Origin of the sequence: Brachybacterium sp. NBEC-018 (assembly GCF_024860185.1) — a bacterium.
Taxonomy (GTDB): Bacteria; Actinomycetota; Actinomycetes; order Actinomycetales; family Dermabacteraceae; genus Brachybacterium; species Brachybacterium rhamnosum.
The window spans coordinates 3,303,895-3,326,948 of the sequence record NZ_CP100650.1; the positions used below are offsets into that span (position 1 = coordinate 3,303,895).

Genomic DNA, 23,054 nt, shown 5'->3' on the forward strand with positions numbered 1-23,054 from the left:
GGGGGCCGCCTGGGAGGCGGCGCGGCGGTCACTCCGCCAGGGAGGCGACGGCCTCGACGCGGGCGACGCGGGCCTCGCGGTCCGCACGGTGCTCGTCGGTCTCGATGACCTCGGCGGCGAGCTGGCCGCAGGCGCCGTCGATGTCGCTGCCGCGCGTGTCGCGGATCGTCGCCGAGATCCCGTTCTCCCGCAGGATCTCCACGAAGCGCTTCTCGTCCCGCGGGTCCGAGGCCGTCCACTTCGACCCCTTCACGGGGTTCAGCGGGATCGGGTTCACGTGGATCCAGTGGGCGCCGCCGTGCGCGATCAGACGGTCCGCGAGCAGCTGGGCCCGATGCGCCTGGTCGTTGATGTCCCGGATGAGGGCGTACTCGATGCTCACCCGCCGGCCCGTCGCCTCGAAGTACTCGAAGGCCGCGTCGAGGATCTCGTCGACGTCGAAGCGCGTGTTGATCGGGACGAGCTCGTTGCGCAGCTCGTCGTCCGGGGCGTGGAGGGACACGGCGAGGGTCACCGGGATCTCCTCCTTGATCAGCTTCCGCACGGCCGGCGCGAGGCCGACGGTGGAGACCGTGATGTGGCGGGCGCCGATGCCGAAGCCCTCCGGCGCGGGGGCGTTCAGCCGCTTGCAGGTCGTGGCGACGGGGCGGTAGTTCGCGAGCGGCTCCCCCATGCCCATGAAGACGATGTTCGAGACGCGGCCCGTGCCGCCCGGCAGCTCGCCGCTCGCGAGCAGCCTGTTCGCCACCCGGACCTGCTCGAGGATCTCCGCGGCGGAGAGGTTGCGGGTCAGGCCCATCTGCCCCGTCGCGCAGAAGGGGCAGTTCATGCCACAGCCGGCCTCGGAGGAGATGCACAGCGTGACCCGGTCGCTGTAGCGCATGAGCACGGACTCCACGAGGGAGCCGTCGAACAGCTTCCACAGGAACTTCTGGGTCGCGCCGTGGTCCGCGGACTGCCGGGAGACCGGCTCCAGCAGCGTCGGGAAGAAGCGCTCCACGAGGCGTTCGCGGAGATCCTTGGGGATGTCCGTGAGGTCCTCGGGATCGGTCGTGAAGTGCTCGAAGTAGTGCACGGAGAGCTGCTTCGCCCGGAAGCCCGGGAGACCCATCTCCTTCACCGCCTCGACGCGCTCGGCGAGGGTGAGGTCCGCGAGGTGGGCCGGCGGCTTGCCGCGGCGCGTGGGGCGCAGCTGCAGCTGCCCCGGCGCGAGCGCGATCGCCTGGCCGGGGACGGCCTCGCGGGAGAGGTCCGGGTTGCCGCCGGGGGCGGCGGAGGACGGACTGGTCATGGCAGGAGGACCTCCAGCAGGATGAACGTGGTGGGAGCGGCGAGGAGGATCGAGTCGATGCGGTCCAGCACGCCGCCGTGGCCGGGGAGCAGGTGGCCCATGTCCTTGATGCCCAGGTCGCGCTTGAGCAGGGACTCGGCGAGGTCGCCGCAGGTGGAGATGACGACGAGGACCACGCCGAGCACGGCGCCGATCCACCAGTCGAGGTCCAGGGCGAGGACGGAGATGCCGATCGCGATGCCGGTGCCGAGCACGAGGGATCCCGCGAACCCCTCCCAGCTCTTCTTGGGGCTGATGCTCGGCGCCATGGGGTGCGAGCCGAAGAGCACGCCGGAGATGTAGCCGCCCACGTCGTTGCCGACGGGGACGAAGATCGCGAGCAGGACGAGGACAGCCCCTCCCTCGCGGTCGTGGAGCAGGAGGATGAAGGAGCCGAGGAAGGCGACCCAGGCGAGGGCGAACACCCCGCCGGTGACGTCCCGCAGCGCGGAGAGCCCCATGGACTCGGTGACGCGCCACAGGATGATCACGCAGACCGCCGCGGCCGTCGCGATGAGCAGACCCTCCGGTCCGAGCACCACCGTCGAGACGACGATCCCGGCGATCCCCACGAGCAGGGGCACCGGCGGGACCCGCAGGCCGCCCTCGCCGAGCGCGCGCACGAGCTCGAGCCCCGCGAGGACCATCGCGATCCCGACGAGAACCGGGAAGGCCTGCGGGACGACGAAGAGGCTCACGAGCACGACGGCGACGAGCACGAGGCCGACGGCGATCGCGGCCGGGAGGTTGCGTCCCGGTCCGCGCCGCTTCGGCGCCTCCTCGCTCACCGCTCCCCCGCCGCTCCCCTCGCCGGGCACGGCGACGGCCGCCCCGAGGGTCATCGGGGCGGCCGGTCGGCCCGCGGGCTCAGCGGTCGCAGTCATCGCAGGAGGACGGTCAGACCGTCGCGAGCTCCGTCTCCTTGGCGGCGAGCGCCTCGTCGATCTGCTCGATGTGCTTCTTGGTGAGGGCCTCGAGCTCCTTCTCGGCGCGCGTGCCCTCGTCCTCGCCGATCTCCTTGTCCTTGACCAGCTTCTCGATGGCCTTCTTCGCGTTGCCGCGCGAGCCACGGATGGCGACGCGGCCGTCCTCCGCCTTGTTCTTCGCGAGCTTGATGTAGTCGCGGCGGCGCTCCTCGGTGAGGGCGGGCAGGACGACGCGGAGGTTGTCACCGTTGTTCGTGGGGTTAACACCGAGATCGGACTCGCGCAGCGCGGTCTCCACCGCGGTCGTGGCGGTCTTGTCGTACGGGGTGACGATGACGGTGCGCGCCTCGGGGAACTGCAGGGAGGCGAGCTGGTTCAGCGGCGTCGGCGCGCCGTAGTACTCCACGTCGATGCCCTGGAACATGGCGGCCGTCGCCCGCCCGGTGCGGATCGCGGTGAACTCGTCCTTGGTCACCTCGATGGACTTGCTCATCTTGGACTCGGCGTCCTTGAGGATGCCGGGGATGTCGTCGCTCATGTCGTTGTGTCCTCGTTCTGCTCAGAATCTGCTCGTGGATCAGGTCCATTGTCCCGCATGCGCCGGTGCGCGCGGGGACGACCCGGCGGGATGCCGGGAACGCGGGGTCAATCGCCGGTGACGACCGTGCCGATGCGCTCGCCGAGCATGGCCCGGGTGATGTTGCCGGGGGCGTCCAGGCCGAACACCATCATCGGCTGGCTGTTGTCCATGCACAGGCTGAAGGCGGTGGCGTCGACGACCTTGAGACCCTTCTGCAGGGCCTCGCTGTAGGTGATGGCGGAGAGCTTCGTCGCGCTCGGATCGGTGCGCGGATCCGCGGTGTAGACGCCGTCGACGCCGTTCTTCGCCATCAGCACCTCCTGGCAGCCGATCTCGAGCGCACGCTGCACGGCGACGGTGTCGGTGGAGAAGTAGGGCATGCCGGCCCCGGCGCCGAAGATGACGACGCGACCCTTCTCGAGGTGGCGCACGGCGCGCAGCGGCAGGTAGGGCTCCGCGACCTGGCCCATCGTGATGGCGGTCTGGACGCGCGTGGTGACGCCCTTCTGCTCGAGGAAGTCCTGGAGCGCGAGGCAGTTCATGACGGTGCCGAGCATGCCCATGTAGTCGGCGCGCTGGCGGTCCATGCCGCGCTGGGAGAGCTCGGCGCCGCGGAAGAAGTTCCCGCCGCCGACGACGATCGCGCACTCGACGCCCTGGGCGACGCCCTCGGCGATCTCTGCAGCGATCCTGGAGATGACGTCGGGATCGACGCCGACCTTCCCGCCGCCGAACGCCTCGCCGGAGAGCTTGAGGAGGACGCGGCGTCCCCCCTGCTTCCTCGGGAGGACAGGGAGGGTGGAGGTGATGGTCTGGGTCATGACGATCCTTCCGCGCGCACTGGGTCCTGGGCGAGGATACCGGAGCGGCCCCGCACCGATGGTGCGGGGCCGCTCGTGGGTGGGCACGCTCACGCGCGCCGGGTGATGCGGGGTGTCAGCTGCCGACGCGGAAGCGGACGAAACCGGTGACGGTGCCGCCGACGGCCTCGACGACCTTGCCGACCGTCTGCTTCGGGTCCTTGGCGAACGCCTGGTCGAGCAGGACGTTCTCCTTGTAGTAGCCGTTGAGGCGACCCTCGACGATCTTGGGGATCGCCTTCTCGGGCTTGCCCTCGTTCTCGGCGGTCTCCTGGGCGATGCGACGCTCGTTCTCGACGACGTCCGCGGGGACCTCGTCGCGCGTGAGGTAGGTCGGGGAGTACGCGGCGATGTGCATCGCCACGTCGCGCGCCACCTCGGCGCCGGCCTTGTCGGTCGCGACGAGGACGCCGACCTGCGGGGGCAGGTCCTTGTTCGTGCGGTGCATGTACGAGGAGACGGCCTCGCCGGAGACGCGGCCGATGCGGCGCACCTCGATCTTCTCGCCCATCGTGGCGCCGGCGTTGGTGAGCGCCTCGCCGAAGGGGGTCTCCGCCAGCTCGGCCGGCTCGGAGGCGCCGGACTCGACGGCGGCGGCCACGGCCTCGTCGCCGAGGGCGACGAACTTGTCGTTCTTGGCCACGAAGTCGGTCTCGGAGTTGATCTCGACGAGGGTGCCGGTCTGGCCGCCCTCGGTGTCGCGCACGTCGACGGCGATGAGGCCCTCGGAGGCGGTGCGACCCTCGCGCTTGGCGATGCCCTTGAGACCCTTGATGCGGATGAGCTCGACGGCCTTGGCCTTGTCGCCATCGGCCTCGTCCAGAGCCTTCTTGACGTCGAGCATGCCCGCGCCGGTGGACTCGCGGATCTCCTTGATGTCGGCTGCCGTGTAGTTAGCCATGGTCCTCTTCCTGGTGGGAGGTGCGTGATGAGGGGAGGGGCCGGGCGGAGCGCCCGGAGGGGGACGGGGGTGCCGATCGGCGCCCCCGTCCCCGCCGGATCACTCGGCGGCGGGAGCCTCGGTGGACTCGGCGGCCTCCGCGGTCTCGGCGGCGGGCGCCTCGGCCTCGACCGACTTCTCGGCCGGGGCATCCTGCTGCTGGACCTCGGACTGGGCCAGGAGCTCGCGCTCCCACTCGGCCAGCGGCTCGGCGTCGACGGCGGAGACGTTCTTCTCGCCGCCGGTGGACTTCGCGTGACGCTCCTGCAGGCCGGCGGCCACGGCATCGGCGATGACGCGGGTCAGCAGGGTGACGGAGCGGATCGCGTCGTCGTTGCCCGGGATCGGGTACGCGACCTCGTCGGGATCGCAGTTGGTGTCCAGGATCGCGACGACGGGGATGTTGAGCTTCTGCGCCTCGTCGACGGCCAGGTGCTCCTTGTTGGTGTCCACGACCCACACGGCGCTCGGCGCCTTGCCCATGTCGCGGATGCCGCCGAGGGTCTTCTCGAGCTTCTCCTTCTCGCGGCGCATCATCAGCAGCTCCTTCTTGGTGCGGCCGGAGGAGGCCACATCGTCGAAGTCGATCTGCTCGAGCTCCTTGAGGCGGTTGACCCGCTGGGAGACGGTCTGCAGGTTGGTGAGCATGCCGCCCAGCCAGCGCTGGTTCACGTAGGGCATGCCCACGCGGGTGGCCTGCTCCTGGATGGACTCCTGGGCCTGCTTCTTGGTGCCGACGAACAGCACGGTGCCGCCGTGGGCGACGGTCTGGCGCACGAACTCGTAGGCCTTGTCGATGTACGACAGGGTCTGCATGAGGTCGACGATGTAGATGCCGTTGCGCTCCGTGAAGATGAAGCGGCGCATCTTGGGGTTCCAACGACGGGTCTGGTGCCCGAAGTGCACGCCGCTCTCCAGGAGCTGGCGCATGGTGACGACTGCCATGATCGGTGTCCTCTTCTGGCCCTGGGCTCGCACGGCGTACCTGTCGGGGCATCCGTGGTCCTCGCGCAGGACCTGCATTCTCGGTTGTTCCCCACGACCGGGTGGTGCGGGGCCTGGTGCCCGGGTCACCGGCCGCCTCGTCCCGTCCCGGACGCCGATCCGGGGATCAGCTGCTCCGAGGACGATCGAGGACCGTCGGCCGGCGGGCCCTGGTGGGCACGCGAAGTCATCCGGACGGACCGGATGCTGGGAGCAGTCTATCCGACGCCGGGGCACCGCACGGCGCGTCCTGCGTCACGTGGCGGCGGTGGATGCGCATGCCTCGGGGAGGGACGGCCGGCCTCTCCTCCCCCGGCGCGCACCGTCCACCGCCGGGCTCCCCGGGGACCGCGACGCGGCCCAGCCCGCTTCGATGGCGGCATGCTCCCGTCACGCCTGCGCTCCCCGCACCCGCCGATCCCGCCTCTCCGGCCTCTCTCCCGCCCGGCGCCCCCTCCTGTGCTGCGGCGGCTCCTCGTGGTGGTCGCACTCGTCGCGCTCGCCCTCCTCGCGCTCCCCCAGCCCGGGGCCGGCGCGGAGGGGTCGGGCCGATGGCACTGGCCCGTCGCCCCTCCGCACCCCGTGCTGCGCGCCTTCGAGGCCCCGGAGCACCGCTACGGCAGCGGCCACCGCGGCATCGACGTCGGCGTCCCGGCAGGGGCCGAGGTCCGTGCCGTGGAGGCGGGCACCGTGCACTTCGCGGGGAGGGTGGCCGGCCGGGGCGTGGTCTCGGTGCACCATGCCGACGGGCTGCTGTCCACCTACGAGCCCGTGACGGCGACGGTCTCCGCCGGGGACCAGGTGGCGACGGGGTCGACGCTCGGGACGATCGAGGCGATCGAGGGGTCGCTGTCGCACTGCGTCCCGGCGACCTGTCTGCACCTCGGGGCGCGGCGCGGGGAGGACTACCTCGACCCGCTGCTGCTGCTCGGGATGCGCGGGCCGAGCGTGCTGGTCCGCTGGGACGGGGGCGGCTCGGGCGGCGCCGGGGCGGGGCCCGCTCCCCTGCTCGACCGGGATGCGCCCGCCGCGGCCGGGCCCTCGTCGTCACGGGTGTCCGCTGTCCCGGGAGGGTCGTCGGTGCGCGCCGGTGGCCGCGCGGCGACCGTGGACTGACACGGCCCGACGGCCGACGCCCTCCCCACGTGCGGCCGGCGCCCACTCTGCTCGGGGCACGAAATCGGCCCCGGATCACGCCCGGGGGTGAGCCTGCTCGACGGTACGCCGGAGCCGCTCGGCGCTGACGTGCGTATAGATCTGTGTGGTCTGCAGGGAGGAGTGGCCCAGGAAGTCCTGGACGCTGCGCAGGTCCGCACCGCCCTCCACGAGATGGGTCGCGGCGCTGTGGCGGAGCGTGTGCGGGCTGATCCGCTTGTCGATCCCGGCAGCCCTCGCGGAGCGGTCCACGATCGTGCGCACGGCGCGGTCCCCGAGCCTTCCACCCCGGGCACCGAGGAAGAGCGCCTCCCCCGATCGGCCCGGTCCGGCCGCGAGCACTGGGCGGCCCTCCTGCTCCCACAGGGCGATCGCCGCGAGCGCGGGCCGCCCGACGGGCACCACCCGCTCCTTGTCCCCCTTGCCGCGGACGCGCACCGTGCCGCGGTCCCGGTCGATGCCGCGCCGGTCCAGTGCCACGAGCTCCGAGACGCGCAGCCCGGAGGAGTAGAGGAGCTCGAGCACCGCGGCGTCGCGCAGCGCGAGCGCCTGCTCCGTCGGGTCCGGGGCCTCCGGGGAACCCTCGGGCACGGTGCTCTCGGAACACCCCGGATGCTCGTGAGCATCGGAGCTCCTGGCGTGCTCCGGATCCTCGGCGTCCTCGAGCAGGTGCCCGGCCTGCTGGGCGGAGAGCACCGTCGGCAGGTGCCGACCCCGCTGCGGGGCGCGGAGTCGGGATCCGACGTCGTGCGGGGTCCGCCCCGAGGCGGCGAGCCAGGTGCAGAAGGTGCGTGCGGCGGCGGCGGAGCGGGCGAGCGTCGAGGGGCTCGCACCGGTCTCCGCACGGGCGGAGAGCCACGAGCGCAGCGCCATGATGTCGATGCCCGCGACGTCGATCCGCTCGACCTCCCGCAGATGGGCGAGGAGATCCGCCGCCTCGCGCCGGTACGCGCGCACGGTGTGCTCGGAACGGCCTCGCTCGAGCTGGAGGTGGTCGACGAAGGCCTCGAGGACGCGGAGGTCCTCGGGATGCTCCTCGCGGGTGGCGGACATGGCCCCAGTGTCCCTCACGTGCCGCGCCGGGGCCGGCGCCCCGGGCCTCGCGCCGTCCCCGGCGTCTCATCCTTCCCGTGCCGCGGCCGGCGCCCCGGCGCCGCCCCGGCTCTGCCTGCATCCTGGGACAGAGGCGGCGCCGGGCCTCACCCTCTGCCCTGTCGTGCCGGCCGGGGACGCCGGATCCGCTCCCCGGCGTGCTCCACGTGGCCCATCAGCTCGAGCCTCGCGATCGCCCCGACCACCTGCGGCTCGGGGAGCGCGACCTCGCGGACGATGCCGGCCAGGTCGAGGGAGGAGCGGGGAGGCACCGCGTCGAGGACCCGGCGGTCCGCGGGTTCGAGCAGGTCCAGCGCGTCCTGCTCGGCGAAGCCGCCGTCCCCCGCGGGGTCCCCGCCGGGCAGCAGCTCGAGGACGTCCTGCACCTCGGTCACGAGGACCGCGTCGCTCTCCCGCAGCAGCCGGTGGCAGCCGGCGCTCGCCGCTGAGGTGACCGGGCCGGGCACGGCCGCGACCACGCGGCGCAGGGATTCGGCCCGGCGGGCGGTGGAGAGCGCCCCGGAGCGCCAGGATGCCTCGACCACCACGGTCGCGTCCGCGAGCGCTGCGATGAGGCGGTTGCGGGCGAGGAACCGCCAGCGCGTGGGGGCCGTGCCCGGCGGCGCCTCGGAGATCAGCACGTGGCGCGCGGCGATCCGCTCGAGCAGATCGCTGTTGCCCCGCGGGTACAGGCGGTCCAGCCCGCCCGCGAGCACCGCCGCCGTCGCGCCCTCGGTCGCATGGAGCGCTCCGCGGTGCGCGGCGGCGTCGATCCCGTAGGCGCCGCCGGAGAGGACGGCCGCGCCCCTCGCCGCGAGACCGGCGGCGAACGACGTCGCGACGTCCTCCCCGTAGCGGGTCGAGGCGCGGGAGCCGACGACCGCCGCGACGGGGCGTCCCAGCAGCTCGCCGAGGTCTCCGTCCCCGCGCAGCCACAGGCAGGACGGCTGCTCGTGCTCGAGGTCCGCGAGCCGCTGCCCGGGCCAGTCGGGAGCCTCGGGGGTGAGCACCCGCAGACGCCGCCGGCCGGCGTCGGCGAGCACCGCGCCGACGTCGAGGGAGCTCAGCCGGTGCCGCCAGCGGGAGAGCGCCTCGGTCGCCGCACGCTCAGCCGCAGGTATCGGCTCCGTCCCGGTGCGGCGCAGGAGCTCCCTGGCGGTCCCGGTGCGGGCCAGGGCGAGGGCGTCGACAGGCCCGCAGTGCCGGCGCAGCGCGAGGGCGACCTCGTCGAGGGGCTCGGCGATGAGGGACCAGGTGACGCGGGCCAGGAGGTCCGGGGAGGGGGCGCTCATCGTCGGTCCTCGTCACGCAGGGTGAGGGCGGTGCCCACGTGCTCGGCCTCGGGTCGCTCGGCGCCGGCGAGGTCCGCAAGGGTCCAGGCGAGGCGCAGCACGCGGTCGTGGCCGCGCAGGGAGAGCCGTCCCTGGGCGAGGGCGTGGTCGAGCAGTCGGGACTGGGAGGGCTCGGGGGCGAGGTCCCGACGCAGGTCCGGCCCGGGGATCTGGCAGTTCAGGTGCCAGGGTCGGCCGGCGAAGCGCCGTCGCTGGCGCTCGCGGGCCGCGGCGACCCGGAGCGCGATCTCGGCGGAGGACTCCCCTGCCGCGCCGTCCAGGCGGTGCACGTCCACGGGTGGGACGTCGAGGCGCATGTCGATGCGATCCATGATCGGGCCCGAGAGGCGGTGGAGGTAGCGGCGGCGCTGGAGCGGCGAGCAGCTGCAGGCCTCCCCGTGGCCGTATGACATCCCGCAGGGGCACGGGTTCGCGGCGAGCACGAGCTGGAAGCGTGCGGGATAGCGGGCGGTGCCGCCTGAGCGGTGGAGCGTGATGTCGCCGGTCTCGAGCGGCTCCCGCAGCGCCTCGAGCACCCGTGCGGGGAACTCCGGTGCCTCGTCGAGCAGGAGCACGCCGGCGTGGGCGCGGGAGATCGCACCGGGCAGCGCGATCCCCGATCCACCGCCCACCACGGCGGCGGCCGTGGCGGTGTGGTGGGGGCTCTCGAACGGCGGGCGCCGTCGCAGCCCCAGGCGCGCGTCGAACCGCCCGCAGACGGAGTGGATGGCGGAGACCGCGAGGGAGTCCTCGGTGTCGAGGTCGGGGAGGATCCCGGGGATCCGGGCGGCGATCATCGTCTTCCCCGCGCCGGGCGGCCCGGTGAGCAGCAGGTGATGGCCGCCCGCGGCGGCGACCTCGGCGGCGAAGCGGGCCTGCTCCTGCCCGAGCACGTCGCGGAAGTCCAGGGTGGAGCGGGGGCCGGTGCCGTCGGCGTCCGTCCCGTCCCCGTCATCGGGGCCGGCGTCGTCTCCCCCGCGCGCGCCCGGACGGTCCGCGGGGTCGGGGCCCGGGGAGACCCGGGCGCCCCACCGGTGCAGGACCGTCGCGAGGTCCCCGGCGGCGTCCACCGAGATGCCGTCCACGAGCCGGGCCTCCGCGAGGTTCTCCAGCGGCACCACGGCACGGTCGATCCCGAGGCCGCGGGCGGCGACGAGCGCGGGGAGCACACCGGGGACGGGCCGCAGCCGGCCGTCGAGACCCAGCTCGCCGAGGTGGACGGTGCGCTCGATGCCCTGGGAGGGCAGGTCGCCCTGCGCGGCGACGAGGGCGATCGCGATCGCGAGGTCGAAGCCCGATCCGTGCTTGGGGATCCAGGCGGGGGTCATGTTGACGGTCAGCCGGCGCTGGGCGAGGTGGATCCCGCTGCGCGCGGAGGCGGCCCGCACCCGCTCACGGGCCTGCAGGGTCGAGGGCCCGGGCAGTCCCACGAGGGAGAAGGCGGGGAGTCCCGGGGAGACGTCGGCCTCGATCTCGACGAGCGTCCCCTCGAGCCCCGTGAGCGCGACCGAGAGCGTGCGCGCCTGGCCCATCTCAGCCGACCGCCCGCAGGTGCTCGACGAGCACCGTGCCGTCGAGGTGCACGTGCACGGCGATCACGTCGATGCGCACGTCGCGGTGCGGGGTCGAGCGCTCCATGAGATAGGTGCCGACCAGGCGGCGCAGCCGGGCGAGCTTGTCCGGGGTGACCGCGGCCTGCGGGACACCGGTGACGAAGCTGCGGCGCGTCTTCACCTCGACGAAGACGAGGGTGTCCCCGTCCAGGGCGATGATGTCGAGCTCGCCGCGCCGGCCGAGGCGCAGGTTCCGCTCCACGACGAGCCATCCCTCGGCCTCGAGACGCTCAGCGGCGATGTCCTCCCCGCGGCGGCCGAGCTCCGCCGTGGAGAGGGAGCGCAGGGGGCGGGGAGGGCGCGGCGGCAGGGGCGGCGGGACGGGGGCGGGAGCGGGTCCCTGCGCGGCGGTGGGTGGTCGCCCCGTGGGGCGGGAGGGGGCCTCGGTCCGGGGTCCGCCGGCGGCGGTGGCGCTGTTCATGCGGGACAGCCTGGGCGGTGCCCGGCTCGCGCGCCCGCTCCGGTCCCGGACTGGGGACGGAGGGCCGTTGGGGAGGAACGATCGACTGCCGCGTCAGGGCAGCGAGATGTCCGGCTTGGACAGCTCCTCGATGTTCACGTCCTTGAAGGTCACCACGCGCACGGACCGCACGAAGCGGTGGGAGCGGTAGATGTCCCACACCCAGACGTCCGCGAGGCGCAGCTCGTAGAAAACCTCGCCGCCCGCGGAGCGCACCTGCAGGTCCACCTGGTTGGCGAGGTAGAACCGGCGCTCCGTCTCGACCACGTAGGTGAAGAGGCTGACGACGTCGCGGTACTCCCGGAAGAGCTGAAGCTCGAGATCCGACTCGTAGTTCTCGAGGTCCTGACTGTTCACTCTCGCTCCTCCACGCCGGTCCCGGGATCAGGGTCGTCCCACAGTACGCCAGTGAGAGGGGCCTGCCTCACCGGAGCCTGGATGCGCGTCGACGCCCGGACCGGAGCGGGGGCGGGTGCCCCGGTGGGCGCCGGTGAGGAGCCCAGGCGCCAGCTGCGGCGGTGGTGGTCGCTCGCGCCGAGGGCATCGATCGCCTCCCGGTGGGCGGCGGAGCCGTAGCCCTTGTTCCCCGCCCAGCCGTAGGCGGGCAGCTCCTCGTCCAGCGCGACCATGTGGGCGTCCCGCGCGACCTTCGCGACGACGCTCGCCGCGGCGACGCTCGCGCAGTCGCGGTCGGCGCTCACCTGCAGCGCGACCCGCGGGACGTGCCCGCCGCGGGAGGCGAGCGCGGGGGTGAGCACGTCGGCGTCGCCGTCGAGCAGGATCGCGTCGATCCGTGCCCCGTCCGGGAGCTCGAGGGCGTCCAGCGCCCGCAGCGCCGCCCGGGTGAGGGCCGTCATGATGCCCGCCTCGTCGATCTCCGCGGCGCTCGCCCAGCCGGTCGCGACGGCGAGGGCGCTCTCGCGGATCGGCTCCACGAGCGCCTCGCGGCGGCGCGCGGAGAGGCGCTTGGAGTCTCGGACCCCCGCGGGCAGCGGGGCGATCTCGCCGTCCACCGCGCGCACGGCGCAGGCGCCGAGGGTCACGGGGCCCGCGAGGGCGCCGCGGCCCACCTCGTCGATGCCGACGACGATCCGCTCCCCCGGGCCGCAGGCGGCGGCGAGGGCGCTCTCGACCTCGAGGGTGGGGACGACGGCCGGTCCGGCCGGGCTCACGGCTGGTCGGGGACGTCGGCGAAGGCGTCGTGGCCGTCGTTCAGGCCCGTCCAGCGGCTCGCGGGCCAGAAGACGACCTCGGCGGTGCCGGTGACGTCGTCGAGGGGGACGAAGCCGTCCTCGCCCTGGATCTCGTGGTACGCCGAATCGGCGGAGGCGTGCCGGTTGTCCCCCATGACCCAGACCTTGCCCTCGGGGACGGTGACGTCGAAGGCGCCCTGGCAGGCGCTCGTCGCCGGGTTGATGTACGGCTCGTCGAGGGCGACGCCGTTCACCTCGAGCTGCGAGTCCGCGGACTCGCAGACGACATGATCACCCGGGAGGCCGATGAGGCGCTTCACGAGGTGGTCCTGGGAGGGATCCGGCGCGAGGCCCACGAGGCTCAGCAGCATCATCAGGCGCACCCGCGGGGTGGGATCCTCCGTCGCATCACCCTCGACCCAGTTGCCCGGGTCCGCGAAGACCACGACGTCGCCGCGCTGCAGGTCGAAGACCCCCGGGGTGAGCTTGGAGACGAGGATCTTGTCGTTCGTCTCGAGCGTGGGGCTCATCGACTCGGACGGGATGTAGAACGGCTGGATCAGGAAGGTCTTCACGAGCACCGCGATGACCAGCGCGACCGCCATGGTGACGACCATGTCGAGCCAGAGCGGCAGCCGTCGCCGCTCGCGGGCCGCCCGCGGGGCGCCGGCGCGGTGGGAGTGCTCGGCGTCGCCGTGCGCCTCCGGGGAGGTCACGTCGCTGCGGGGTTCATCGGGCTCGTTCATCACCGCGATCCTAGCCGCGGTTCCTGCATGGCCCCGCCGCGCCACGACGAGGGGCCTCGCCGAGCCTGGTCGCCCCGGTCAGAGCGCGCCGCGGCGCGAGAGCGGCCACGCGATCGCGTCGACGCTCCCCACGACCCGCGAGACCGGGATCATCCCGCCGCCGGGCGCGCCGAGCAGGTTCCGTGAATCCGTGGAATCGCCCCGGTTGTCTCCGAGCACGAACATGCGCCCCTCCGGCACCTCGAGGTCGAAGGGGATCTCGCTCGGGACGGTGCCCTCGGGGAGGTAGGGCTCCTCGAGCGCCTCCCCGTTCACCGTGATCGCCCCGGCGTCCGTGCAGCAGGTGACGCGATCGCCGCCCACGGCGATCACCCGCTTCACCCAGAAGCGGCCGCTCGCCCCGGCGCCGTCGGTCCCGAAGTAGCCGGAGCCGTCGAACACCACGACCTGGCCGCGCTCGGCGGTGCCGCGGTCGGAGCGGTCCGTGAGGATCAGGTCGCCGGGCTGCAGGGCGGGCTCCATCGAGGCCGAGGGCACCGTGAACGGCTGGGCCACGAACTGACGCACCAGCAGGGCGCCGAGCAGGAGCAGAACGACGAGGACGGCGGCGACCGCCACCGTGAGGTGGGATCGCCGCCGTCCGTCGTGGACCTGATCGGTCACCGGGAGAGCCGTGGCTCAGGAGTGCTCGCGCTTCTCCTTGATGCGGGCCTTCTTGCCGGTGAGCTTGCGCAGGTAGTACAGCTTCGCGCGGCGCACGTCGCCACGGGTGACGACCTCGATCTTCTCGATGGTCGGGGCGTGCACGGGGAACACGCGCTCCACGCCCACGCCGAAGGAGATCTTGCGGACCCGGAAGGTCTCGCCCACGCCGTGGCCCTGGCGGCCGATGACGTAGCCCTGGAAGACCTGGACACGGGAGCGGTTGCCCTCGATGACCTTCACGTGGACCTTGACGTTGTCACCGGCGCGGAACGCGGGGATGTCCTCGCGCAGGGACGCCTTGTCGAGCTCGTCGAGCTTCTGCATCGTTCTTCTCCAGCCCTCCGCCTCAGGTCGGACAGCATGTTCGCGGGTCTCCCGGGACGGGGGACCGTGATGAACCGTCGATCCGGCGAGGGCAGACCCTCGTGCCGGTGTGCTGGGCCTCTGGCGGCGACTCCCATCGCCACGGACCTGCCCGGCCGCTTCCTGCGCCCCTCCCCTGAGGCAGGGGGGCGCGCGACGCGCACGAGGACCCATTGTGCCAGCGCACACGGGACGCGGCAAGCGTCGGGCCCGCCAATCACGCTGGTCAGCGGTCGGTCACCGTGTCGGCTTGGTCACGGCCCCGGCGTCACCGCGCCGCTCGGACGCCTCGAGCAGGTCCGGCCGGCGCTGCGCGGTGCGGGCGAGGGACTGCTCGCGCCGCCAGGCGGCGATGCGGCCGTGGTCCCCCGAGAGCAGGATCTCCGGCGCCTCACGCACGGTGCCGTCGGGATCCGTCCAGGACGCCGGGCGGGTGTACAGCGGGTACTCGAGCAGGCCCTCCGAGTGGGACTCCTCGACGAGGCTCTCCGCGTTGCCGACGACGCCCGGCACCAGGCGCACGATCGCCTCGGTGATCGCGAGCACGGCGACCTCGCCGCCGTTGAGGACGTAGTCGCCGAGGCTCGCCAGTGCCACCTCGACACCGGCGTCCGCGAGATGCTCGTAGACGCGCTCGTCGATGCCCTCGTAGCGCCCGCAGGCGAAGACGATCCAGTCCCGTCCCGACCACTCCTGGGCGGTGGCCTGCGCGAAGGGCGCACCGGCCGGGTTCGGGAAGACGACCAGGGGGCATGCCTGCTCGCCCAGCTCCGCGCGGCCCGCGGCGTGCACGGCCGCGAAGGCCTCCGCCCACGGCTCGGGCTTCATGACCATGCCGGCGCCGCCGCCGAGCGGCGTGTCGTCCACGGTGCGGTGGCGGTCGTGGGTGAAGTCCCGCAGCTGGTGGACATGGAGGTCCACGATCCCCTCGCGGCGGGCCTTGCCGATCAGCGAGAGCTCGAGCGGGGCGAGGTACTCCGGGAAGAGCGTGAGGACGTCGATGCGCACGGCTCAGCCCCGACCGGCGTCGTCGTCGGCGTCGGCGGGCAGCTCCTCGAAGAGGCCGCCCGGGGGGTCGGCGATCACCACGCCGGCCTCGAGGTCCACCTCCGGCACGAGCTCCTCGACGAGCGGCAGCTGCACGCGGGTGCGCTGAGGGGTGCGCACCACGAGCAGGTCCTGGGCCGGGTAGTGCTGGACGTCGACCACGGTGCCGAGCTCGCGACCGTCCACGTGGCGCACCGCGAGGCCCGTCAGCTGATCGGGGTACCAGGCGTCGGGGTCCTCCTCCGCCTCGACCTCCTCGTCCACGGTCATCGGGAGCTCGACGCCGCGCAGGGACTCGGCGTCGGTGCGGTCGGCGACCTCGTCGAAGCGCACGTACCAGCGGTCCTGCTGGCTGCGCACCGAGGCCACGGTGAGCGTGCGCTCCCCTCCCGCGGTCGCCGCGGTGAAGACGGCGCCGGGGACGATGCGCTCCTCGGGCACGTCGGTGCGCAGGATCAGCCCCACCTCCCCGCGCAGTCCGTGCGCGCGGGCGATGGTCGCGACGATGACCTCTCGGGTGCTCATGCGGTTCCTCCGTCGGAAGGGTCGGTGTCCGTGCCCGCGAGCGGGTCGGGGACGTCGTAGCCGGCTGCGGTGCAGGCCGCGCCGAGCTCGGTGAGGGGGTCGTGGAGGCCGGGCGAGTCGAGGTCGCCCTGCAGCGCGTCCTGGAACGGGGTGCGCACCTCGCGCAGCGCGGCGGCGACCGCGGGATCGTCCACGGCGACGCTCTGCGCGGTGAGCAGGTCGGAGGCCTCGGCGACCTCGGTCGCCGCGCTCGCGGGGACGGTCTGCGGGGAGGCGCCGGCGATCGCCGTCAGGTGCGGGACGACCTGGTCGCGGTCTGCGAAGACGCTCAGCGTGCTGGGGGCCGTGAAGGTCTCCGCGCAGACGAGCGCCGCGGGCTTGGCGCCCTGCTGGCCGTGACCGGCGGTCCAGGTGGCCGCCGTGGAGTCAGGGGTGCAGGACTCGGCGAGGCCCTGCCAGGCGACCGCGAAGGTGTCGAGGTCGGCGTGCTGCCCCGAGGCGGGAGCGGTGCGCAGCCAGGTCGCGACGTCGCTCGCGGCCTCACGGGTGTCCTCCGGGGCATCGGCGAAGGAGGTCTCGACCTCGCTCGCGACAGCGGTCGCGGGACTGCCGTCGGACGGGCCGCCGTCGGAGGGGCCGGTGCCCGCGGTCCCGGCGATCACGGCGGCGCCCTCGAGGACGCGCCAGGCCGGGACCTCGTGGTAGTCGGCGTCCCCGAAGAATCGCGTGCACGCGGTGGTGCGGGACGGGTCCGCGGAGGGTCCGGTGCTCCCGACCCCCGCGTCGGAGCCGCCGGTCGCGCCGACGGGGTCGCAGCCGGTGACCAGCGCGGCCGCGGTGAGGACGGCGAGCGTCCCCGTCACGGCCCGGGAGACCGAGGCCCCCCGGCCGGGCAACGCACGAGAGCGGCATCGCCGGGCGAACCCGACCATGCCGCTCTCGTGAGAGGGGTGAGGCACCTCAGCGCCGGTCGACGTCGACGATGTCCACACGCACGTCATCGTCCGACAGCGCCGCCGTGACGGTGCGCAGGGCCCGGGCGGTGCGGCCCGAGCGCCCGATCACGCGACCGAGGTCGGCGGGACCGACCCGCACCTCGAGCAGCGGACCGCGACGGGTCGACTTCTCGGTCACCTGGACCTCGTCGGGGCTGTCGACGATCCCGCGGACCAGATGGTCGAGGGCTTCGGCGCGAGAGCTCATCTCAGGCCTCGTCGGCGGCGGCCGCGGCGTCCTCGGTGGACTCACCCTCGGCGGGGGCCTCCTCGGAGCCGGCCTCGACCTCGTCGGCGGCCGCGGGGGCCTCCGCCTCGGCCTTGGCCTTCTTCGCGCCCTCACGGGACGTGGAGGCGGCCTTGTCGGCCTCGGCGATGAGCTCCTCGGCGGACTTCTTCGCCTCGGCGGTCTTCAGGGTGCCGGCGGCGTCGCCCTCACCCTTGAACTTCTGCCAGTCGCCGGTGATCTTCAGCAGCGCGGCGACCTGCTCGGTGGGCTGCGCGCCCACGCCGAGCCAGTAGAGCGCACGCTCGGACTGGATCTCGATGAACGAGGGGTTCTCGGTGGGGTGGTACTTGCCGATCTCCTCGATCACGGCGCCGTCGCGCTTCTTGCGCGAATCGGCCACCACGACGCGGTAGAACGGTGCACGGATCTTGCCCATGCGCTTCAGACGGATCTTGACAGCCACGTGTGTGGACTCTCCTTCAGGATGTTCGGGTGAGTCCCGCCGCTGCCTGTGGGGTATGCGGGCGCTGACGGTGCTCGGGGTGCTGTGCCGCGACGGGTAGAGGGCCGGCCGCGGCGCATACAGGGAGTGATTATGCCAGCTCGCCCCCGACCGGTTCCACCCGGGAGGGATGTGCGGCGGGGCACAGCGCTCCGCCGCTCCCCCCGCGGCCGGTCAGCCGGCGATCGCATCGACGAGCTGGTTGACGCCGAGCACCACGAACAGCAGCGTCACGACGCCGAGGACGATGTTGCCCACCGGGCGGTTGCGCCAGGCCGCGGGCATGTGCCGGGAGTTCATGAGCACGAGCAGCGTGATCGCGAGGAAGGGCATGAAGAACGAGCCCAGCACGCCGTAGGCGATGATCACCTGCACCGGCTTGCCGAGCAGCAGCAGGAGCATCGGCGGGAAGGTGAGCCAGAGGATGTAGAAGCGGTAGCAGCGCCCGCCGATCTGCCGGTCCGGGTGGCCCTCCTCCTTGCCGCGCACGTGGCCCCAGAAGTCCGCGAACATGATCGAGACGCCGTTCCAGACGCCGAGCACGGAGGAGAACGACGAGGCCCAGAAGCCCAGCAGGAACACCCAGCTGAAGACGGTGCCGTAGCGCGCGGCGAGCACGTCGGAGAGGTCGAGCAGGCCGCGGTCGCCCTCGTCGATCGCGACGCCGGAGGAGTACAGCAGCTCAGCGCCCACGATCAGCATGGCGACGACGAAGATGCCGGAGATGACGTAGGCCATGGCGTTGTCGATCCGCATGACCTTCATCCAGCGGGGCGTGGACCAGCCCTTCTCGGAGAGCCAGTAGCCGTAGGCGGCGAGCGTGATCGTGCCACCCACGCCGCCCGCGATGGAGAGCGTGTAGAGCAGTCCGCCGTCGGGGATGCGCGGGACGAGGCCGCCGATGATCTGCGGGATGTTCGGCAGGGTCACGACGGCGGCGCCGACGACGGTGAGGAACATGATGCCGACGAGCACCGCGACGAGCTTCTCGAGCCGGTGGTAGCGGCCCATCCAGACGAGCGCCGCGCCGATCAGGCCCGAGAGGATCGCATAGACGATGAAGGGCATGTCCGCGATCCATCCGACGTCCCCGAGACCCGGCAGCTGCGGGACCAGCGCCGCGAGCGGCAGGGCGGAGGCGCTCATGGCGGTCGCCCCGTACACGAAGCCCCAGATCATGATGTAGGGCCCGAAGTACCAGGAGGTCCAGCGGCCCACGCGGCGCCAGCCCTCGAAGATCGTGTGCCCGGTGGCGAGCGTCCAGCGGCCCGCGCCCTCGACGAGCACGATCTTGATGATCACGCCCGCGACGGCCGCCCACAGCAGGGCGTACCCGTAGCGGGAGCCCGCGACGAGGGTCGCGACGAGGTCGCCCGCGCCGATCCCGGTCGCGGCGACCACGAGACCGGGGCCGATGAGCTTCCAGCGGGGCGGGGGCGCGGTGTCGGTCCCGCCGCCGGGCGGGCTGGGGTGCGCTGCGTCGTCGGAGTGCATCCCTGCACGCTACCGTGCCGCGGGCTCAGGCCACGACGCGACCTGCGAGGACGACGTGGCGGCGCTCGCGCAGCACCCGGTGGTCGGTGCGCGGGTCGCCGGGCAGGACGAGCAGGTCCGCGGGGGCGCCGTCCTCGAGGCCGGGCACGCCCAGGTAGGCGCGGGGCGCCCAGGTGGCCGCCTCGAGGATCGCGGTGGCGTCCAGCCCGCAGGCGGCGAGCGCGTCGAGCTCGTCGTGGATGATGCCGTGGCCGAGCACTCCCCCGGCGTCGGTGCCGGTCAGCAGCTGCACGCCGGCGTCGTGCGCGTCGCGGGTGCGCTCGTGGCGGGCCGCGCGCAGGCGTCGCATGTGCGCGGCGTAGGCGGGGAACTTCCGCTCGCCCTGGCTCGCGTAGGTCTCGAACTCGTCGACGTTCACGAGCGTGGTGACGACCGGGACGCCGGCCGCGGCGGCGCGAGAGATCGTCTCCGCCGTGAGGCCGGTGGCGTGCTCGAGGCAGTCGAAGCCGGCGTCGAGGACGAGCGGGAGCGTCTCCTCGTCGAAGGTGTGGGTGGTGATGCGGGCGCCGTGGGCGTGCGCGGCCTCGGCGGCGGCCCGGAAGTCCTCCCCGGACCAGGTGGGCGTCAGGTCCCCGGCACTGCGGTCGATCCAGTCCCCCACGAGCTTCACCCAGCCGTCGCCGCGCTCCGCCTCCGCGGCGACGGTCGCGGGCAGGTCCGCGGGGTCCACCTCGTGGGCATAGCCGATGAGGTAGCGGCGGGTGCGGGCCACGTGCCGGCCGGCGCGGATGATCCGCGGGAGGTCGCCCTCGCCCTGGAGGGGGGCGGTGTCGGTGATCGACCCGGCGTCGCGGATCAGCAGCACCCCGGTGTCGCGGTCGGTGCGGGCCTGCGCACGGGCCGCGTCGAGGCTCGTCGCGGTGCCCTCGTCGCTGATGCCGATGTGGCAGTGGAGATCCGCGAGGCCGGGCACGACGACGCCGTCGATCTCCCGGATCGCCGTCCCCGCGGGGAGCTCGGGCCGCTCGTGGTGGATCCTGCCGCCGACCACCCAGGCGCCGCTGATCTCCTGCTCGGGGCCGGTCAGGACCGGTCCGGTGAGGTGCAGGACCTCGTGGTCCGCGGCCTGCCGGGCATAGGACGGGCTCTCCGTGCCGGGGCGGAGCCCGGCGGAGAAGGCCTCACGGGCGGCGTGGGCGGAGCGTGCTTCGGTGCGCATGCCCCGAGGCTATCGACTCCCGCCGCCCGGAGGCGCCGACGGGCTCAGCGGCCGCCGAGCAGCTTCTGCATCTCCGGCGGGAGCTGGCTGGGATCGAAGTCCGCCACGTCCTGACCGCTCGGTGCGCCGCCGCCGAAGGCGGATCCGCCCTGGCCCTCGCCGGACTTCGCCTTCTTCGCGGCCTCGGCCTGCTCGCGGGCCGCCTTCGCCGGGTTCTTCGACTTGGCCTTCTTGCCCTGCTTGGGCGCCTGCTGCTTGCCGCGGGACTTCTTGCCCATGCCCATGCCGGGACCGCCGGGCATCCCCGGCATGCCGCCGCCGGCCATGCCCTTGCCCATTGTGCGCATCATCTGCTGGGCCTGCTTGAACCGCTCGAGGAGCTGGTTGACGGCCTGCACGGTGGTGCCGGAGCCCTTGGCGATGCGGTTGCGGCGCGAGCCGTTGATGATCTTGGGGTCGTTGCGCTCCGCCGGGGTCATCGAGCGGATCATCGCCTCGATGCGGTCCACCTCGCGCTCGTCGAAGCTGTCCAGCGCCTCGCGGTACTGGCCCATGTTCGGCAGCATGCCCAGCATCTTCTTGATGCTGCCCATGTTCTTGATCTGCTGCATCTGGGACAGGAAGTCGTCGAGGGTGAAGTCCTCGCCGCTCGCGAGCTTCTTCGCGGCCTTCTCGGCCTCCGCCTGGTCGAAGCTCTTCTCCGCCTGCTCGATGAGGGTGAGCACGTCACCCATGTCGAGGATGCGGTTCGCCATGCGGTCCGGGTGGAAGCGCTCGAAGTCCTCGAGGCCCTCACCGGTGGAGGCGAAGAGGATCGGCCGCTCGGTGACCCCGGTGATCGAGAGCGCCGCACCGCCGCGGGCGTCGCCGTCGAGCTTGGAGAGGACCACACCGGAGAAGCCGACGCCGTCGCGGAACGCCTCGGCCACGCGGGCAGCATCCTGGCCGATCATCGCGTCGACGACGAAGAGGGTCTCGTGCGGGTTGACGGCGTCGCGGATGTCCCGCGCCTGTTGCATCATCTCCTCGTCGATGCCGAGGCGGCCCGCGGTGTCGACGATGACGACGTCGTGCTGCTGGAACTGGGCGGTGGAGACGCCGTTCATGGCGACGAGCACGGGGTTGCCCACGCCGTTGCCGGGCTCCGGCGCGAAGACCGGCACGCCGGCCCGCTCGCCGACGATCTGCAGCTGGTTGACGGCGTTGGGTCGCTGGAGGTCCGCCGCGACGAGCATCGGCGTGTGGCCCTCGGACTTCATCCAGTGCGCGAGCTTGCCCGCGAGGGTCGTCTTGCCGGCGCCCTGGAGGCCCGCGAGCATGATCACGGTGGGCGGGTTCTTGGCGAAGTGGAGCTCACCGGTGGCGCCGCCGAGGATCTGCACCAGCTCGTCGTTGACGATCTTGACGACCTGCTGCGCCGGGTTGAGGGCCTTGGAGACCTCCTCGCCCAGCGCGCGCTCGCGCACCCGGGCGGTGAACTCGCGCACCACCGGGACGGCGACGTCGGCGTCCAGCAGGGCGCGGCGGATCTCGCGGACGGTCTTGTCGACGTCGGCCTCGGTGAGACGGCCGTGACCGCGCAGCCCCTTGAGGCTGGCGGTGATGCGATCGGAGAGGTTGTTGAACACGAAGAGCTTCCCCTAGGTCGTGTGGACCGCCCCAGTGTAGTGGCCATGCCCGGGGAGACCGAGGCGCACGGTGCTCGCGGAGTCGAGGGACACAGGAGCACCCTCGCGCCGGGCCGCGCCGGGCGCACCGGATCCTAGGATCGTGCGCATGACGATGGGGACGCAGGACCTCGAGCACTTCGAACGGGCCCGGTCCCACCTGGGCGCCGTCGCGTACCGGCTGCTGGGCACCGCGGGCGAGGCGGAGGACGCCGTCCAGGAGACCTTCCTGCGATGGGACGCGGCGGAGCGCACCACGATCGAGCGCCCCGCCGCATGGCTCACCCGCGTCGTCGTCAACCTGTGCCTGCACCAGCTGGACTCCGCGCGCGTTCGCCGCAAGTCGTACGTGGGCCAGTGGCTCCCCGAGCCGCTCCCGCCGGGCGACCCCCTGCTCGGACCGGAGGCGCTCGCCGAGCAGCGGGACGCGGTCTCCTACGCGGTCCTCGACCTCCTCGAGTACCTGCCCCCGCAGGAGCGGGCGGTCCTCGTGCTGCGCGAGGCCTTCGGGTACTCCCATGCCGAGGTCGCCGAAACCCTCGGCACGAGCGAGGCCGGCAGCCAGCAGGCGCTCGCGCGGGCCCGGGGGCACCTGCGGTCGCGGCGCGCCCGCGGCACCTCGGACCCCGCCCTCGCCCGCCGGGTGGTCGAGTCCTTCCTGCGGGCGGCGGTGAGCGGGGACGTGGAGCGGCTCCTCGCCCTGCTCGCCGAGGACCCGGTCAGCCGGGCGGACGGCGGCGGCGAGCGCTCCGCGGCCCGCCGCCCGGTCCTCGGCCGGGAGGCGGTGGCCGCCTACCTGTGCGGGATCTTCCGTCCGAGCGCCGCGAAGTCGCGCCTCGTGCCCGACGGCGCGGACGTGCACCTCGCCCGGATCGACGGCGACCCCGGGCTGGTGGTCGTCACCGACGGTCTCGTGTGGGGCGTGATCGCCCTGGAGCTGGAGGGTGACGCCGTGCGCGAGGTGCGCATCCAGGTGGCGCCGGGCAAGCTCGAGCGGTTCTCCCGCGGTTGGTCCGACCGCGCGCCCGAGGATCCCCTGCTGCACCTGTGGTGAGCGGGATCACGTCAGGAAAGCGCGCCCTGTCCGGTCGAAGAGGT

At 73.2% G+C, this 23,054-nt stretch carries 25 protein-coding genes; 2 read left to right on the top strand and 23 right to left on the bottom strand.

Features of this window, described 5'->3' with window-relative positions; translation table 11 throughout:
- Window positions 1–28: 28 nt before the first annotated feature.
- The 6 genes from rlmN to rpsB form a co-directional block, all read right to left on the bottom strand.
- Window positions 29–1,291, bottom strand: a complete 1,263-nt coding sequence (gene rlmN / locus NLU66_RS14990) for a 23S rRNA (adenine(2503)-C(2))-methyltransferase RlmN (RefSeq protein ID WP_259360421.1) — start codon at window positions 1,289–1,291, stop codon at window positions 29–31.
- Window positions 1,288–2,214: a phosphatidate cytidylyltransferase gene (locus NLU66_RS14995; RefSeq protein WP_259360422.1), complete on the bottom strand. Its 927-nt coding sequence runs from the start codon at window positions 2,212–2,214 to the stop codon at window positions 1,288–1,290. Before NLU66_RS14995 ends, rlmN begins: the two co-directional genes overlap by 4 nt.
- A 13-nt stretch (window positions 2,215–2,227) precedes the next feature.
- On the bottom strand, window positions 2,228–2,794 hold the full coding sequence (gene frr / locus NLU66_RS15000) for a ribosome recycling factor (protein ID WP_137771282.1): 567 nt from the start codon (window positions 2,792–2,794) through the stop codon (window positions 2,228–2,230).
- 107 nt (window positions 2,795–2,901) lie between these two features.
- Entirely contained in the window at window positions 2,902–3,657 is a 756-nt protein-coding gene (pyrH, locus tag NLU66_RS15005) for a UMP kinase (RefSeq protein WP_259360423.1), read from the bottom strand.
- 115 nt (window positions 3,658–3,772) lie between these two features.
- Window positions 3,773–4,597 (bottom strand): translation elongation factor Ts, encoded by an 825-nt coding sequence (gene tsf / locus NLU66_RS15010; RefSeq protein WP_137771284.1) that lies wholly within the window; start codon window positions 4,595–4,597, stop codon window positions 3,773–3,775.
- A 99-nt stretch (window positions 4,598–4,696) separates the two neighbouring features.
- On the bottom strand, window positions 4,697–5,581 hold the full coding sequence (rpsB, locus tag NLU66_RS15015) for a 30S ribosomal protein S2 (RefSeq protein WP_259360424.1): 885 nt from the start codon (window positions 5,579–5,581) through the stop codon (window positions 4,697–4,699).
- A gap of 519 nt (window positions 5,582–6,100) precedes the next feature.
- On the opposite strand from rpsB, the gene NLU66_RS15020 reads away from it, so the two are divergent.
- A complete protein-coding gene (locus tag NLU66_RS15020) occupies window positions 6,101–6,736 on the top strand; it encodes a murein hydrolase activator EnvC family protein (RefSeq protein ID WP_259360425.1) in 636 nt (211 codons plus the stop codon).
- A gap of 75 nt (window positions 6,737–6,811) precedes the next feature.
- Here NLU66_RS15020 and NLU66_RS15025 read toward each other — a convergent pair whose 3' ends face one another.
- The 17 genes from NLU66_RS15025 to ffh form a co-directional block, all read right to left on the bottom strand.
- Window positions 6,812–7,828 (bottom strand): tyrosine recombinase XerC, encoded by a 1,017-nt coding sequence (locus NLU66_RS15025; RefSeq protein WP_259360426.1) that lies wholly within the window; start codon window positions 7,826–7,828, stop codon window positions 6,812–6,814.
- A gap of 146 nt (window positions 7,829–7,974) precedes the next feature.
- Window positions 7,975–9,159 (bottom strand): DNA-processing protein DprA, encoded by a 1,185-nt coding sequence (gene dprA, locus NLU66_RS15030; protein WP_259360427.1) that lies wholly within the window; start codon window positions 9,157–9,159, stop codon window positions 7,975–7,977.
- Window positions 9,156–10,730 carry a YifB family Mg chelatase-like AAA ATPase gene (locus tag NLU66_RS15035; protein ID WP_259360428.1) on the bottom strand — a complete coding sequence of 525 codons (1,575 nt, stop codon included), beginning with the start codon at window positions 10,728–10,730 and terminating at the stop codon, window positions 9,156–9,158. The genes dprA and NLU66_RS15035 overlap by 4 nt, the downstream gene beginning before the upstream one ends.
- Window position 10,731: 1 nt before the next feature.
- Window positions 10,732–11,232 (bottom strand): YraN family protein, encoded by a 501-nt coding sequence (locus NLU66_RS15040; protein WP_323374425.1) that lies wholly within the window; start codon window positions 11,230–11,232, stop codon window positions 10,732–10,734.
- Window positions 11,233–11,325: 93 nt separating this feature from the next.
- The gene (locus NLU66_RS15045) at window positions 11,326–11,628 is read right to left on the bottom strand and encodes a DUF2469 domain-containing protein (protein WP_137771291.1); all 303 of its coding nucleotides are present in this window, start codon (window positions 11,626–11,628) and stop codon (window positions 11,326–11,328) included.
- The gene (locus tag NLU66_RS15050; protein ID WP_259360429.1) at window positions 11,625–12,443 is read right to left on the bottom strand and encodes a ribonuclease HII; all 819 of its coding nucleotides are present in this window, start codon (window positions 12,441–12,443) and stop codon (window positions 11,625–11,627) included. The genes NLU66_RS15045 and NLU66_RS15050 overlap by 4 nt, the downstream gene beginning before the upstream one ends.
- A complete protein-coding gene (gene lepB / locus NLU66_RS15055) occupies window positions 12,440–13,210 on the bottom strand; it encodes a signal peptidase I (protein ID WP_259360430.1) in 771 nt (256 codons plus the stop codon). Before lepB (NLU66_RS15055) ends, NLU66_RS15050 begins: the two co-directional genes overlap by 4 nt.
- Window positions 13,211–13,288: 78 nt before the next feature.
- Complete coding sequence (lepB, locus tag NLU66_RS15060) at window positions 13,289–13,873, bottom strand: signal peptidase I (protein ID WP_259360431.1); 585 nt, start codon at window positions 13,871–13,873, stop codon at window positions 13,289–13,291.
- A 15-nt stretch (window positions 13,874–13,888) separates the two neighbouring features.
- Window positions 13,889–14,239, bottom strand: a complete 351-nt coding sequence (gene rplS, locus NLU66_RS15065) for a 50S ribosomal protein L19 (protein ID WP_103385149.1) — start codon at window positions 14,237–14,239, stop codon at window positions 13,889–13,891.
- 276 nt (window positions 14,240–14,515) lie between these two features.
- Complete coding sequence (gene trmD / locus NLU66_RS15070) at window positions 14,516–15,286, bottom strand: tRNA (guanosine(37)-N1)-methyltransferase TrmD (RefSeq protein WP_259360432.1); 771 nt, start codon at window positions 15,284–15,286, stop codon at window positions 14,516–14,518.
- A 3-nt stretch (window positions 15,287–15,289) separates the two neighbouring features.
- On the bottom strand, window positions 15,290–15,850 hold the full coding sequence (rimM, locus tag NLU66_RS15075) for a ribosome maturation factor RimM (protein ID WP_259360433.1): 561 nt from the start codon (window positions 15,848–15,850) through the stop codon (window positions 15,290–15,292).
- Window positions 15,847–16,713 carry a hypothetical protein gene (locus NLU66_RS15080; protein ID WP_259360434.1) on the bottom strand — a complete coding sequence of 289 codons (867 nt, stop codon included), beginning with the start codon at window positions 16,711–16,713 and terminating at the stop codon, window positions 15,847–15,849. Before NLU66_RS15080 ends, rimM begins: the two co-directional genes overlap by 4 nt.
- 97 nt (window positions 16,714–16,810) lie before the next feature.
- Window positions 16,811–17,053 (bottom strand): RNA-binding protein, encoded by a 243-nt coding sequence (locus tag NLU66_RS15085; RefSeq protein WP_137771297.1) that lies wholly within the window; start codon window positions 17,051–17,053, stop codon window positions 16,811–16,813.
- 1 nt (window position 17,054) lies between these two features.
- Window positions 17,055–17,537, bottom strand: a complete 483-nt coding sequence (gene rpsP, locus NLU66_RS15090; RefSeq protein WP_137771298.1) for a 30S ribosomal protein S16 — start codon at window positions 17,535–17,537, stop codon at window positions 17,055–17,057.
- A 213-nt stretch (window positions 17,538–17,750) separates the two neighbouring features.
- On the bottom strand, window positions 17,751–19,070 hold the full coding sequence (locus tag NLU66_RS15095; RefSeq protein WP_259360435.1) for an Nramp family divalent metal transporter: 1,320 nt from the start codon (window positions 19,068–19,070) through the stop codon (window positions 17,751–17,753).
- Between the two features lie 25 nt (window positions 19,071–19,095).
- Window positions 19,096–20,289 (bottom strand): amidohydrolase family protein, encoded by a 1,194-nt coding sequence (locus NLU66_RS15100; protein WP_259360436.1) that lies wholly within the window; start codon window positions 20,287–20,289, stop codon window positions 19,096–19,098.
- Window positions 20,290–20,333: 44 nt separating this feature from the next.
- Window positions 20,334–21,917: a signal recognition particle protein gene (gene ffh, locus NLU66_RS15105; RefSeq protein WP_259360437.1), complete on the bottom strand. Its 1,584-nt coding sequence runs from the start codon at window positions 21,915–21,917 to the stop codon at window positions 20,334–20,336.
- Window positions 21,918–22,065: 148 nt separating this feature from the next.
- On the opposite strand from ffh, the gene NLU66_RS15110 reads away from it, so the two are divergent.
- Complete coding sequence (locus tag NLU66_RS15110) at window positions 22,066–23,010, top strand: sigma-70 family RNA polymerase sigma factor (RefSeq protein ID WP_259360438.1); 945 nt, start codon at window positions 22,066–22,068, stop codon at window positions 23,008–23,010.
- Window positions 23,011–23,054 lie beyond the last annotated feature (44 nt).

Excerpts from the sequence above, each read along its gene's own strand:
- rlmN (WP_259360421.1), bottom strand. The coding sequence starts at position 1,291 with ATGACCAGTCCGTCCTCCGCCGCCCCCGGCGGCAACCCGGACCTCTCC.
- NLU66_RS14995 (WP_259360422.1), bottom strand. The coding sequence starts at position 2,214 with ATGACTGCGACCGCTGAGCCCGCGGGCCGACCGGCCGCCCCGATGACC.
- frr (WP_137771282.1), bottom strand. The coding sequence starts at position 2,794 with ATGAGCGACGACATCCCCGGCATCCTCAAGGACGCCGAGTCCAAGATG.
- pyrH (WP_259360423.1), bottom strand. The coding sequence starts at position 3,657 with ATGACCCAGACCATCACCTCCACCCTCCCTGTCCTCCCGAGGAAGCAG.
- tsf (WP_137771284.1), bottom strand. The coding sequence starts at position 4,597 with ATGGCTAACTACACGGCAGCCGACATCAAGGAGATCCGCGAGTCCACC.
- rpsB (WP_259360424.1), bottom strand. The coding sequence starts at position 5,581 with ATGGCAGTCGTCACCATGCGCCAGCTCCTGGAGAGCGGCGTGCACTTC.
- NLU66_RS15025 (WP_259360426.1), bottom strand. The coding sequence starts at position 7,828 with ATGTCCGCCACCCGCGAGGAGCATCCCGAGGACCTCCGCGTCCTCGAG.
- dprA (WP_259360427.1), bottom strand. The coding sequence starts at position 9,159 with ATGAGCGCCCCCTCCCCGGACCTCCTGGCCCGCGTCACCTGGTCCCTC.
- NLU66_RS15035 (WP_259360428.1), bottom strand. The coding sequence starts at position 10,730 with ATGGGCCAGGCGCGCACGCTCTCGGTCGCGCTCACGGGGCTCGAGGGG.
- NLU66_RS15040 (WP_323374425.1), bottom strand. The coding sequence starts at position 11,232 with ATGAACAGCGCCACCGCCGCCGGCGGACCCCGGACCGAGGCCCCCTCC.
- lepB (WP_259360430.1), bottom strand. The coding sequence starts at position 13,210 with ATGAACGAGCCCGATGAACCCCGCAGCGACGTGACCTCCCCGGAGGCG.
- rplS (WP_103385149.1), bottom strand. The coding sequence starts at position 14,239 with ATGCAGAAGCTCGACGAGCTCGACAAGGCGTCCCTGCGCGAGGACATC.
- rimM (WP_259360433.1), bottom strand. The coding sequence starts at position 15,850 with ATGAGCACCCGAGAGGTCATCGTCGCGACCATCGCCCGCGCGCACGGA.
- NLU66_RS15085 (WP_137771297.1), bottom strand. The coding sequence starts at position 17,053 with ATGAGCTCTCGCGCCGAAGCCCTCGACCATCTGGTCCGCGGGATCGTC.
- NLU66_RS15095 (WP_259360435.1), bottom strand. The coding sequence starts at position 19,070 with ATGCACTCCGACGACGCAGCGCACCCCAGCCCGCCCGGCGGCGGGACC.
- NLU66_RS15100 (WP_259360436.1), bottom strand. The coding sequence starts at position 20,289 with ATGCGCACCGAAGCACGCTCCGCCCACGCCGCCCGTGAGGCCTTCTCC.
- NLU66_RS15110 (WP_259360438.1), top strand. The coding sequence starts at position 22,066 with ATGACGATGGGGACGCAGGACCTCGAGCACTTCGAACGGGCCCGGTCC.